This is a genomic window from Sphingobium sp. SYK-6, assembly GCF_000283515.1.
GTDB lineage: Bacteria > Pseudomonadota > Alphaproteobacteria > Sphingomonadales > Sphingomonadaceae > Sphingobium > Sphingobium lignivorans.
Window position 1 is genome coordinate 3,359,654 of record NC_015976.1, and the last position, 12,393, is coordinate 3,372,046.

General features: G+C 63.3%; 9 protein-coding genes. 2 read left to right on the forward strand and 7 right to left on the reverse strand.

The annotated features are described in order from the left end of the window. Positions 1-39: 39 nt before the first annotated feature. From SLG_RS21505 to SLG_RS15430, 5 genes are all read right to left on the reverse strand, one after another. Positions 40-1,740 carry an amidohydrolase gene (locus tag SLG_RS21505; RefSeq protein ID WP_014077427.1) on the reverse strand — a complete coding sequence of 567 codons (1,701 nt, stop codon included), beginning with the start codon at positions 1,738-1,740 and terminating at the stop codon, positions 40-42. Next, on the reverse strand, positions 1,737-3,128 hold the full coding sequence (locus SLG_RS21510) for an amino acid permease (protein WP_014077428.1): 1,392 nt from the start codon (positions 3,126-3,128) through the stop codon (positions 1,737-1,739). The genes SLG_RS21505 and SLG_RS21510 overlap by 4 nt, the downstream gene beginning before the upstream one ends. 39 nt (positions 3,129-3,167) lie before the next feature. Beyond that, entirely contained in the window at positions 3,168-4,661 is a 1,494-nt protein-coding gene (locus tag SLG_RS15420; protein WP_041392103.1) for an NAD-dependent succinate-semialdehyde dehydrogenase, read from the reverse strand. Then, the gene (gene gabT / locus SLG_RS15425; protein WP_014077430.1) at positions 4,658-5,938 is read right to left on the reverse strand and encodes a 4-aminobutyrate--2-oxoglutarate transaminase; all 1,281 of its coding nucleotides are present in this window, start codon (positions 5,936-5,938) and stop codon (positions 4,658-4,660) included. The genes SLG_RS15420 and gabT overlap by 4 nt, the downstream gene beginning before the upstream one ends. 95 nt (positions 5,939-6,033) lie before the next feature. Next, positions 6,034-8,571, reverse strand: coding sequence for a TonB-dependent receptor (locus SLG_RS15430; RefSeq protein ID WP_041392105.1), 2,538 nt, complete (start codon positions 8,569-8,571; stop codon positions 6,034-6,036). Between the two features lie 355 nt (positions 8,572-8,926). Between SLG_RS15430 and SLG_RS15435 the strand changes: the two genes are divergently transcribed. Both SLG_RS15435 and SLG_RS15440 read left to right on the forward strand, forming a co-directional pair. Continuing rightward, on the forward strand, positions 8,927-9,817 hold the full coding sequence (locus tag SLG_RS15435; protein WP_070098727.1) for a LysR substrate-binding domain-containing protein: 891 nt from the start codon (positions 8,927-8,929) through the stop codon (positions 9,815-9,817). A gap of 305 nt (positions 9,818-10,122) precedes the next feature. Next, complete coding sequence (locus SLG_RS15440) at positions 10,123-10,983, forward strand: fumarylacetoacetate hydrolase family protein (protein ID WP_014077433.1); 861 nt, start codon at positions 10,123-10,125, stop codon at positions 10,981-10,983. On the opposite strand, the gene SLG_RS15445 is transcribed toward SLG_RS15440, so the two are convergent. Both SLG_RS15445 and SLG_RS15450 read right to left on the reverse strand, forming a co-directional pair. Beyond that, complete coding sequence (locus SLG_RS15445; RefSeq protein ID WP_014077434.1) at positions 10,970-11,581, reverse strand: glutathione S-transferase family protein; 612 nt, start codon at positions 11,579-11,581, stop codon at positions 10,970-10,972. The genes SLG_RS15440 and SLG_RS15445 overlap by 14 nt on opposite strands. Before the next feature lie 5 nt (positions 11,582-11,586). Continuing rightward, positions 11,587-12,330, reverse strand: a complete 744-nt coding sequence (locus SLG_RS15450; RefSeq protein WP_014077435.1) for a GntR family transcriptional regulator — start codon at positions 12,328-12,330, stop codon at positions 11,587-11,589. Positions 12,331-12,393: the final 63 nt, after the last annotated feature.

Sequence of the window (12,393 nt, forward strand, 5' to 3'; positions counted from 1 at the left end):
GCACGCCCTTGTCGGACCTGAAAGGCAAGCGTCGGCAAGCTAGCGCTTGAACACCGTCTTGCCGCCGATGATCGTCATATCCACCTGCGCCTTCAATATCTCCTCCTCGGGCACTGTCAGCAGATTGCGATCGACAACGATCATGTCGGCGAGCTTGCCCGGCGTCAGGCTGCCCTTCTTCGCCTCGTCCCAGGTGAGGTAGGCGGCATCCTGCGTATAGGCCTTGAGCGCCTCGTAACGCGAAACGGCTTCCTCCGGGCCATAGACGGTCCCGCTTTCGCCCTTGCGCGTTACGGAAACATAGAAGCCCCAGAGCGGCCCGATCGGCAGATTGTCCGATCCCAGCGCCATCCGCACGCCCCAGCGCAGCGGGGTGCCGAGCGGATTGATGTGCTGCAGCCGCGCGCCCTCCAGCGTCTGGTTGTAGCGGCCCTCCAGATTGTAGAGGAAGTTGGGCTGCGCCGCGCCCCAGATGCCGTGGCTGGCCATCTTCTCCAGCGTCGGCAGTGGCGGCAACATGGTGAGATGCGAGGAGAACCAGCGATGATCCTTCATCGGCTTCTCGTCGAGCGCGCCTGCATAAATGTCGATCAGCGTGGCGATGGCTGCATCGCCGATCGCGTGAATGCCGAGCTGCCAGCCAAGATCGCGGGACGTGCGCACCAGTTCCGTCAGAGCCTCGGGCTTGGTCGCGGCATGACCCCGGAAGCCGGGCATGCCTTTATAGTCGTCCAGCGTCCAGGCGGTCGGCCCGGTAAAGCCGCCATCCGCGCCGGGCGCCTCGCCGATCGGCCCCAGCTTCAGCCGGTCATCGCCATGGCCGGTCTTGTAGGGAAAAGCCTTCAGCCGCTCGGCGCCCGGATAGACGATGTAAAGGGCCGCGCGGGGCAGGCTCTCGCCCTCCTTCGCATAGATTTCGCGGAACTGCTTGTAGGTGTGGACGCCGCGCCATTCGCTCTGCGGGACGCCACCCTTGCCGACCGGCTCATCGTCGATCGTGGTCAGCGCTTCCATGATGCTCGTGATGCCGAGCGGCAGCAGCGACTTGAGCGCCGCGGTCCAGCCGGGCTTCATTTCCTCGCTGGTCGGCGGGGGCACGAGCTTGCCGTAGAGGTCACCACGCTCGCGGATGATGCCGTTCGGTTCGCCATTCGGATAATGTTCGATGACGCCGCGCTCCGGATCGGGCGTCGCCCTTGTGATGCCGGCGAGCTTCAGCGCGAGGCTGTTGCCGACGACGCTGTGCTGTCCCGCGCGGGTGAGCGCGACCGGGTTGCGCGGCGCGGCGGCGTCGAGATCGGTGCTGACGATGTTGCGCCCTTCGGCCAGCTTCGCCTCGTCCCAGCCATAGCCGACGATCCACTCGTTCGGGCCAAGTTCCTTCGCTTTGGCGCGGACCATCGCCTGCACGTCCTTGATCGACTTCGCCTCACCCAGCGGCACCGATCGGCGGGACGGGCCCATGATGTGAATGTGCGTGTCGATGAAGCCGGGCATCAGCATCCGGCCCTTGAGGTCGACCGTTTCCGGCGCGGTATAGGCATTCGCCAGCTCCGGGCCGCCCACAGCGAGGATCTTGCCATCCTTCACCGCGACGCTGGTGGCGGCGGGCCTGTCGGGATCCATCGTGACCACGGCGCCATTGACGAGCAGCATGTCCGCCTGTTCCGCCGCCAGCGCCGCGTGCGACAGGCCGGAGAGGAGGAGTGCCGCGCCGGCGAGAATGGATGTGCGGATCACAGCGTGGAGCTCCGTTCGAGAGAGGAGGACAAGGCCGCCGCACGCCGCCTGTCCTTGAGGTAGGAGAGGCCCACGACGAGGACGAGGAGGAGGAGGCTGCTCATCAGCTCGATCCGCAAGCTCGGCTTGATCAGCATGGCGAACAGCACGATGCCGATGCCGGCCGCCGTCAAATAGCTGCCGAACGGGTGGAACCACATGCGGATGACCAGCCGCTCCGGCGCCTCCCGCTCCATCTGGTTGCGCATCTTCACCTGCGCGAAGCAGACCAGCAGATAGATGAACAGCATGATCGCGCCCGAGGCATTGACCAGGAAGCTGAACACGAGCTCCGGCGAAAGCACCGATGCGGCCAGCGCGACATAGGCAAACAGGCTCCCGATCAGCGTCGAGCGCACCGGCACACGCCGCTTGTTGAGCGCCACCAGCGCCTTGGGCGCATCGCCCTTCTCCGAGAGAACGAACAGCACGCGCGAGGTCACATACATGCCGGAATTGAGGCAGGAGAGCACCGCAACGAGCACCACGAAATTCATGATATCGCCGGCGTGCGGGATCTGCATGAAGCTCAGCGTCGCGGCAAAGGGCGACTGGCCCGGCACGATGCTCGTCCAGGGCATGACCGAGACGATCAGGCCGATCGACAGCAGATAGAAGAGGAGGATCCGCAACGCGACGCTGCCGGTGATCCTGGCGATCGTACGCGCGGGCTCCTGCGATTCCGCTGCCGCGATGGTAGCGATTTCCGCCCCGCACAGGGCGAAGATGACGCTGGTCACGCCCGCCAGCACTGCCCCCCAGCCATTGGGCACGAACCCGCCATGCGCCACCAGATTGCCGAAGGTCGGCCCGTCCGGTGAGGTCGCGCCGAACGCCCAGAGCCCCGCGACGCCGATGAAAGCCACGATCGCCACGACCTTCATCAGCGAGAACCAGTATTCGAACTCGCCATAGGAACGCGTCGACATGAGATTGACGCCGGTCAGCACCGCGAGCAGCACAACCCCGATCAGCCAGACAGGCGCGTCGATCCATCCGGCAATGATGACCGCCCCCGCAATCGCCTCGATCGCGACGACCACCACCCAAAAATACCAGTAGAGCCAGCCGCACACGAAACCGGCCCGGTCACCCAGCCCCGCCCGCACCAGCTCGGTGAAAGAGCCGGCGCCGGGCAGCAGGCTCGCCATCTCGCTCAGCATCCGCATGACCATGAGGATGACGAGGCCGGCGATCCCATAGCTCACCACCACGGCCGGCCCCACCTGCGAGATGGAGGTACTGGAACCGACGAACAGCCCCGCCCCGATGATGCCGCCAATCGCGATCATCGAGACATGGCGTGATTTCAGCGAATGGCTGAGGCGACCTTCTTCTTGTTCGACCATTATCGTTTTCCCTGTCGGTGCCTCTTGTGTCGCCTGATTTCAGGCCGAGGAAACCGCCGTGCAGATCAGCTTCATGTTGAGATATTCGTCCATGCCATAGCGCGACCCCTCGCGACCGAAGCCGGACTCCTTCACACCCCCGAACGGCGCCACCTCTGTCGAGATGAGGCCCGTGTTGAGGCCCACCATCCCATATTGCAGTGCTTCGCTGACGCGATAGCTGCGCGAGAGGTCGCGTGTATAGAGATAGGCTGCCAGACCGGCCCGCGTGTCATTGGCCAGCGCGATCGCCTCGGCTTCCGTGTTGAAGCGCACGACGCCCGCGAGCGGACCGAATGTCTCCTCGACGCACAGGCGCGCCGTGGCGGACACGTCGCTGATGAGCGTCGGCTGGAAGAAATGCCCTGCCCCCTCGATCGCCTCGCCCCCGGCCAGCAGCTTGCCGCCCTGCCGAAGCGCGTCCGCAACATGGCTGCGCACCTTGTCGATGGCGGCTCCATTGATTAGCGGACCCGTTTCGATGCCCTCGTCCAGCCCGTTGCCGACGCGGAGCGCCTGAACCCTTTCCTTGAGGGCGGCGACGAACCGGTCGTAAATGCCCGTCTGGACGATGAAACGGTTTGCGCAGACACAAGTCTGGCCCGCATTGCGAAACTTGGATGCGATCGCACCCTCGACAGCCGCATCGAGATCCGCATCGTCGAACACGACGAACGGCGCATTGCCACCCAACTCGAGCGACACGCGCTTGACTGTCTCCATGCATCGCGCGGCGAGCATCTTGCCGACCGCCGTCGACCCGGTAAAGCTGAGCTTCGCGATGGCTGGATGAGAGACAAGCACGTTCCCGATCTCGCGTGGCGATCCGGTCACGATGTTGAGGGCGCCTGCCGGTATCCCGGCTTCCTCGCCGAGCAATGCCAACGCAAGCGCCGAGAAAGGCGTCAGTTCCGAGGGCTTGACGACCATCGTGCAACCGGCTGCCAGCGCCGGCCCCGCCTTGCGGGTGATCATGGCGAGCGGGAAATTCCAGGGCGTGATCGCCGCGACGACGCCGATCGGCTCTCGGGTGACCATCAGGCGCTTGTCGGTGCCATGACCCGGGATCACATCGCCATAAGTGCGCCGCGCTTCCTCGCCAAACCAGGTGAGGAAGGACGCGGCATAGGCCACCTCGCCCCGCGCCTCTGCAAGCGGCTTGCCCTGCTCATGCGTCATGATGCGGGCGAGGTCCTCGCGATGGGCGAGCATCAGGTCCGCCCAGCGCCGCAGAACGGCACCGCGCTCACTCGCCGTCTTCGCGCGCCAGCCGACCAGCGCGGCCTGCGCGGAAACGACGGCCCATTCCGCGTGGGAAGTGCCCAGATCGGGCACGGTTCCGAGCGCCGCGCCGGTCGCCGGGTCCTCGACAGTCAGCTTCCGGTCCCCGGATATCCAGATTCCGTCGATATGCGCCTGATGCCGCAACAGATCGGGCCTGTTCAGGCTCATGCTCGTCGCCATGGCATCGGCCTCGAGAATCAGGCTGCTCATGCGACCGCCGACAATGCCTTTTCAAGGCGGTCGAGCCCCTCGTCGAGGATCGCGTCCGAAGCTGTCAGCGGCACCAAAATGCGCACAGTCTCGCCGCGGCTGCCACAATTGAGGACGACGAGGCCTTCGCCAAGCGCCTTGGCGGCGATCACCTTGCCGCCATTGGCGAGCGGCATCATCTCATTCCTGTCGTCCAGAATGTCGAAGCCGATCATGCCGCCAAGGCCGCGCGGGACGGAGATGCTCACCAGATCGTTCCGGCTGCGCCAGCCATTGATGCGGTCGCAGATATGCGTGCCCATGGCCGTCGAACGCGCGAGCAGCCCTTCTTCCTCGATGATGTCGAGAACCGCGAGCGCCGCGGCGCAGCCGATCGGCGAGCCGCCATAAGTGCCGCCCAGTCCGCCTGGTTCCACCACATCCATCAGTTCCATGCGACCGATGACGCCCGAGAGCGGGAAGCCGCCGGCCAGCGACTTGGCGACCGTCACCAGATCCGGCTCGACGCCGCTATGCTCGATGGCGAACATGCGGCCCGTGCGAGCAAAGCCCGTCTGCACTTCGTCGACGATGAGCTTGATGCCATGTGTATCGCAGATCGCACGCAGCGCCTGCAGCAGCTCGACCGGCGCGACGTTGAAGCCGCCCTCCCCCTGCACCGGCTCGATGATGATTGCCGCGACGCTGCCGGGGTGGATGTCGGCCGCGAACAGGAAGTCCAGCGCCTTCAGGCTGTTGGCGACGGTCGTGCCGTAGGCCGGGTTGGGGAAAGGCACATGATAGACGTCCGGCAGCGACGGGCCGAACTGCCACTTGTAGGGATTGACCTTGCCGGTCATCGCGCTGGCGAGGCCGCTGCGGCCGTGGAACGCGCCCGTGAAGGAGATGACGCCGGTGCGGCCGGTGGCGGCACGCGCGATCTTCACTGCATTCTCCGTCGCCTCGGCGCCCGTCGTGAAGAGGATGGTCTGGGCCTCGCCGGCGAAGGGCGCCAGGGCATTCAGCCGTTCAGCGAGAGTGACATAGCTTTCATAACCCATCACCTGGAATGAGGTGTGGGAGAAGCGGGTCAGCTGCTCCGACACGGCGGCCACCACGCGCGGGTGAAGATGGCCGACATTGAGGACGGCGATGCCGCCCGCAAAATCGACATAGCGATTGCCATCGACATCCCAGATTTCGGCATTGGCGGCGTGGTCGGCGAAGACAGGGGTCGCATTGGCAACGCCGCGCGGAACGGCCTTTTTGCGCCGGGCCAGGAGTGCATCGTTCGACATGAAAACCTAGATCTTTCTTATAGGAAACAGGTCACCGCCCCAGGGAGGGATGACCGGGCGGAAGGACGTGCCCGGTCATCCCTGCGGGGAAGGCGTCAGAAGGAGATTGCCGCCGTCAGACCCACGCTGCGCGGGCGCGTCACCAGCGTGGTGAACACCGGCTGGTTGCGGGTGTGACCCAGATTGATCATCGGCGCGACGTTGAAGATGTTGTTCACGTAGAGCGACAGGTCCAGATCGCCGAGTTCGATGCCAGCCCGGCCATTGACGATCGTGTAGGCCTTGTTGACCGGCTGGTTGGGATCATAGTTGATCGAGCCCGGGTCGGTATTGCCGGTACGACCTTCCTTGCTGCGATAGGTGTAATCGGCGCGGACATAATAGGTCTTGTCGGCGATCGGATAACGGAAGTCGCCGGAGAGCGTGACCGTCCAGGGCGAACCGGAGGATGGCAGGACCGAACCACCCGTGTAGAGCGTGCGACCGTTGATGATGGTGTCGTCGTCGAACGTGGCATCGGTATAGCCGACATTCGCCATCAGGGTCAGTTCGCGCACCGGCTTCAACACCGCCTGCAGATCGAAACCCTGGCTCGTCGCGGAGCCGAGATTGGCGGTGAGCGACTGGAGGCACGTCTGCACCGAAACGGTTGACTGGATGTTCGACCATTTGATGTGGAAGACGCTGCCGTTCAGCTGAAGCGCGCCGCCGAACATGCGCGTCTTGGCGCCGGCTTCATAGGACCAGACCGAGTCCGAACCATAAGTCTGCGGCGAACTCGCCTGACCCTGGGCATTGACATAGCCAAGCTGCACCAGTTCCGGATTGCAATTGCCCGGCAGGGCGATCTGCGCGCCGCTGGGACGGAAGCCCTTGCTGACCGTCGCATAGACCATGGTGTCTCGCGTCGCCTGATAGGAGATGCCGAACTTCGGCGTGACGGCGGTATCCGAACCGGATGCCGAGCTGTTCAGATAGCGCGGCGTGAAGGGGCCCGTTCCCGGCTCATACTGGCCGACTGCGACCGCCGTGCAGGGCACGGTTCCGACACCGGTGCCGGGAACGCAGGCAAGGCCACGGGGCGCGTTCAGGTTGTTCGCCGGACCATCATAGAAGGCGGTATATTCGATCTTGTTCTTGGAGACGCGCACGCCAGCCGTCACCTTGAGCCCTTCAAGCAGTTCATAGGTCGCATCCGCGAAGCCGGCGATCTGCGTGTCGATCGCCTTGAAGTCCGACAGATAGCTGGACGTGCCGTTCAGCTGCGGAACGCCATAGAAGTTGATGAAAGCGCTGTAGCCGGGGCCGAACGGCGCGCCGTCATTCCGGATACCGAACAGCGGATTGAGGAAAGGCAGGAAGTTGGTCTGCGAATTCTGGATCGCCTGCTGCTCGTTGCGCGAATAGAAACCGCCCGCAACCCAGGTCAGCGGCCCGTCGCTCACCGATTGCAGCCGCACTTCCTGCGTCCAGTTGCGCTGCCGGTTGGACACGGTCGAGATCGCGACGTCACCCACATTGGGTGTCTGCCGCCCGGCATAGGAAACGGCGTAGATGTTGGTGTAATCGAGCGTCTGGCTCGTATCGCGCTTGAAGTAGGACGTGGTCGAGACCAGGTCCGCAAAACCCAGATCAGCCTCGATCTTGAGCGCCGGCATGATGAACTTGTCCCGCTGCGGCTCGCCCGAGTCGACGTCCAGCGGCAGGTGCGTCGCATCGATCGTCGGGTTCCAGCGCGGCGTTGCATAGTCCGCCGTTTCGAAGTTCGACATGGTGGGCCACACGTTCGGCGCAGCGTCCGGGGTGAAGAAGCTCTGATAATTGATCGACGGCGTGATGGTGATGGTCTCGGACGGCTTGAACGTCAGCGCGAGACGCGCCGCGAACGTGTCCGAGGAGTTCACGTCGGCCTTGTAGAGGCTGGTGTTGGTGAAACTGAGAGACTGCACGCCGAGCGCGCCGGTGGTATTGCGCACGACCGGCGTGCCGACCATCTTGTCGATGAAGCCGCCCTCGTGACGGAAATAGGCGCTGGCGCGAATGCCGATCTTGTCGGTGACCAGCGGGCCACCGATCGCGAACGCCGCTTCATAGCTTTCCTTGCCATTGGTCGTCGTCGAGAGGTCGCCGCGCGCAAGGCCGCTCCACTCGGTCACGCTCGGCTCGGGCTGGATGAAGCGGATCGTGCCGCCTTCCGAACCGGCGCCGAAGAGAGTGCCCTGCGGACCACGCAGCACCTCGACACGCTCCAGATCGAACAGCGCCGGATACATGATCGACGAGGCGACGCCGAGCGAACGGACCTGAATGGGCGTATCGTCGATATAGACGCCAATCGTCGAGGCGCCGGCACCCGAGGAGATGCCGCGGATGGAGACGTTGCTGACGCCAAGGCCACCGCGACGCAGCGATACGCCCGGCGTCATGCGTGCCAGATCCTCGACATTGCGAAGGCCCTGCTTCACCAGTTCATTCTGCGTGAACGCCTGAACGCTGACCGGAACCTTCGAGAGCGTCTCGCTCTTGCGGGTCGCGGTGACAACGATCTCGCCGCCGCCATCAGCCTCGTCGGCGGGCGAGTCCTGCGCCTGCACGGGCATCGCGGAGACGGCGATCATGAGAGAGAGCGCCATTCTCGCGACGCCAGTGTTCAACAGGTCAAAATGCCGCATGCTAACCCCCTTTGGTTTTTCGGCTGGTGAGGGACGGGGCCTATTTTTCGTCTGGTCTGCCAGGCTCGGCCGTCGATCTTGTGGGCCGATCCTATAACAGGGCCGCTGGGACGAAAGGTGCTTTCATGACGTAAGATGGTGACTATTTGACACCACAATCAACCCGGGCGCCTGCTCCAGGGGTTGCAATCTCTCGGAAAATCGTCAGTTTTCTTCATGCCCCGGCATGGCCGTCGCGTGTACGTGCCGATCAGTCACCATCGCCACCAAGAGGGTCCTTGCGATGAATGCGTCCCGATCCGTTCCCTCCCTCGCCATGCTGCGGGCGTTTGACGCATTCGGGCGCGCGGGCGGTATCCGCAAGGCAGCCCAGATGCTCGAGGTGGATCATGCCGTAGTGAGCCGCCATCTCGCGGCGCTCGAGGCATTCGTCGGCACGGCGCTGGTGGACCGTAGCGGCGGCATTCGCGGACTCACCAGCGACGGCGCGGAATATCATCGCCGCATCTCCGCCGCCTTTCAGGAGATTTCGAACGCCACGCTCATGCTGCGCAAGCGCCACGACCAGCAACTCCTCATCTGGTGCAGCCCCGGCTTTGCCTATCACTGGCTGAGCCCGCGCCTGTCGAGCTTCGCCGCGCAGGACGAGGAGATCGCCTTCGAACTCCGCCCGATGGATTATGGCCCGGACTTCGCGATCAACGAGGCTGATGGCGATATTCGCTATGTTCGTCACACCGCAGCCATGGCCGAACCGCCCGGCTGCCGATGGCTCAAGCTCGCCACGCCGCTTGTCTATCCGGTAGCAAGCCCCACCTTCGCCGAATCGATCGCCGGCCGCCTGCGCGAGGCGCGCGACCTGCTCGGCATGCGATTGCTCCACGAGGAAAGCGACACGGAATGGCGTCTCTGGTTCGAAAGCCAGGGCCTGACTCTCCCTCCATCGCCAATTGCCGGCCCCCGCTTCTGGCACGCCCACGTCATGCTCGACGCTGCGAAGAGTGGCCAGGGCATCGCGCTCGCCAATGATTTCCTGGTGCGAAACGATCTTCTGAGTGGCCAGCTCGTTGCGCTCAAGCCGTCAGATGCCGCGTTCGGCCCCGCATCGATCGGCAGCTATCATTTCACCGCCCGGTCGGACCGATGGCATAACGACACGCTTGCCCGTTTCCGCAACTGGTTGATCCGGGAAGCCGGGCGGGCTTGATGACGGAATTGAAATCGGATTTTCATTATAACACATTGATTTTCAAACTGAATCTCGCGATGAAATAACAACGGCTTGAGCCACCGCGAGCCGAGCAGACCGGCCTCCCCCCACGAATGAGCGCCCTCCCGTCGCGCATCTAAGGCAGCGCGCCTTCCCCTTCGGATGCGCAACGACGAGCCCGACCGCACGATGAATTAGAAGCTGGCGCGAAGTCTTCGGACAGGTTGACACAACTCGCCCCCCTGATAAATGACATAAATACGGACTTTAAGACTAAATACGTGACCGCGATTGGAGATTGTATGTCGGCGACCCTCGAAGGCAGGATTTCGGGCTCTTTCAATGCCGGCGCCGCGGGCATTCGCTGGGCTCGAATAGCGACCGGAAATGACATCTTCTACGCCACGCTTGAAGGAAACGTCGCTCTGCCTGTCGATGGCACGCCCTTTGGCGAATGGCGCCACGCAGGCGCATCGTTTGATCTGAACAAAGTCAGACTGCTGCCACCCGTCATCCCGACCACCTTCTATGCCTGCGGCATCAATTATACCGGCCATGCTCATGCCTGCTCGGCCGAATTCGACCGACCGCTGGAGAGCTTCCTGCCCTCTCGACCGCAAATCGGCTATCGCGCGCAAAGCGCTATCATCGCGTCGGGAGAAACCATTGTGCTCCCTGCAGACGCACCCGACAATATCCAGTGTGAGGGCGAACTCGCAGTCGTGATCGGCAAGCCGGCCCGGAATGTCCGTGCGCGCGACGCGCTGGATTTCGTGCTCGGCTACACGATCGGAAACGATGTGAGCATCCGGGACTGGCAATTTACCGACCGAACATTCTGGCGCAGTAAGAACAGCGATACGTTCAAGCCTCTGGGGCCCTGGATTGTCACGGGCCTCGACGTCGCCGACATGACGACACGCGTCAGTGTCAATGGAAAGGTAACCGAGCAGTTCGCGACGGCCAATATGCTTTTCAGTGTCGCCGACTATATCGAAGCGATCACCGAATATATAACGCTTCAGCCTGGCGATGTGATCATCATGGGAACCGACGGGCACAGCCCCCGCATCGCGCATGGCGACACGATCGAGATTGCCATCGAGGGAATAGGCGCATTGTCCAACCCCGTTGTTCGCGCCGAGCCCGTCAATCGTCGATAATGGGTGCCGCGAGTGCCGAGGGCCTGGCTTCGAACTCACGCTGCCAGTTCGCAAGGGCGGGATGGGCCGCTTGCCACTGACGGTCACCGAACCGGAAATCGGCGTAGGCCAGCGCACATCCAATCGCGATATGCCCCAGGTCGAAACGCGCCATCCCGAGCGCCGCGATCTCCTCCTCCAGCACCGCCAGGGCCCGATCGAGCTTGACAGCGAATGCTGCAACATGGGCATCCGAACGGATCGCCTCCGGCCGCAATTGTTCGCCGCGCCAGGCGATCATGAGATCGAGCATGCCGTCGCCCAGCGCTTGCCAGCGCAGCGTGTCATAATATCCTTCATCGCGACGCAGGAACGACGAGCCTGGCGAGAGCCCGACCAGAAACTCGCAGATCACGCGGGAGTCGAAGAGCGCTCGACCATCTTCGAGGACGAGCGTCGGTATCTTGTTGAGCGGATTGTCCGCCATGATGGCAGGATTGGGTTGTGTGGTGACGGCGACCGAACGAACACGATCAATCCGGGAATACAGACCAAGCTCGTGCGCGAGGATGACGACCTTTCGCACGTAAGGCGAGCGCGGCGACCAGTGCAGGCGCATGAGCGTCAGCGCAGCTTGACTTCGAACCGAACCACGTCGCCGCGGTAGGTGCTCTCGACCGACAGGACCAGCAGACCATTTTCATCGATCGCTTCGCGATGAAGATGCGCGACCGGTGCATTGAGCGGAATCTTGAGCAGGGATGCAGTGAGCGGATCGGCCGCCCCGATCGTCAGGATCTGGCTCGCCGAACAGAGCTTGACGCCCGGCGTTTCGGCAAGGAGCCGCAGGGCCGTCTTGCTGTGGACATGCTCCTCTTCGATGCTCGATCGCAGGGTTTCCGCGATATAGATGTCGGCGAACATGAAAGGCGCCCCATGTCGTGAATGAAGACGGCGCAAATGGCGATAGGTGGGCGCTCGGGTTGCCGTGTCATGGGCGATATGGAGCGCCTCGTCGTCCGCCTGGTCAGACAGCAATTCCATCTCTGCGTCCTGGGTCGGCCGCAACAGGCCTGACCAGTCGGTCCCGACGGAGCACCACAAGGCTTCCTGCGGCTTTTTGACAACGAAGGTTCCCTTGGCGCGAAACCGCTCGATCAAGCCCTCGTCGGCCAGCAAATCCATCGCCTGGCGAATGGTAGCCCGGGCCACACCACATTCGCTTGCCAGGTCGTCGATGATCGGCAGTCGGGTACCTACCGGCCATTGTCCGGACTCGATGCGCTGCCGGAACAGCGCTGCGAGCTGGATATAACGCGAGACCGAGCTTCGATTGAGATCTTCGGCGATGTTTGCAATCTGGTTCAATTCAACAGACCTTCACGGCAGCCCAGGAAGCTTGATTCGATGCAGGCCGGTGAAGTCATGTAT

Coding starts and splice junctions, on each gene's coding strand:
- SLG_RS21510 (WP_014077428.1), bottom strand. CDS start 3,128: ATGGTCGAACAAGAAGAAGGTCGCCTCAGCCATTCGCTGAAATCACGC.
- SLG_RS15420 (WP_041392103.1), bottom strand. CDS start 4,661: ATGAGCAGCCTGATTCTCGAGGCCGATGCCATGGCGACGAGCATGAGC.
- gabT (WP_014077430.1), bottom strand. CDS start 5,938: ATGTCGAACGATGCACTCCTGGCCCGGCGCAAAAAGGCCGTTCCGCGC.
- SLG_RS15430 (WP_041392105.1), bottom strand. CDS start 8,571: ATGGCGCTCTCTCTCATGATCGCCGTCTCCGCGATGCCCGTGCAGGCG.
- SLG_RS15435 (WP_070098727.1), top strand. CDS start 8,927: ATGCTGCGGGCGTTTGACGCATTCGGGCGCGCGGGCGGTATCCGCAAG.
- SLG_RS15440 (WP_014077433.1), top strand. CDS start 10,123: ATGTCGGCGACCCTCGAAGGCAGGATTTCGGGCTCTTTCAATGCCGGC.
- SLG_RS15445 (WP_014077434.1), bottom strand. CDS start 11,581: ATGCGCCTGCACTGGTCGCCGCGCTCGCCTTACGTGCGAAAGGTCGTC.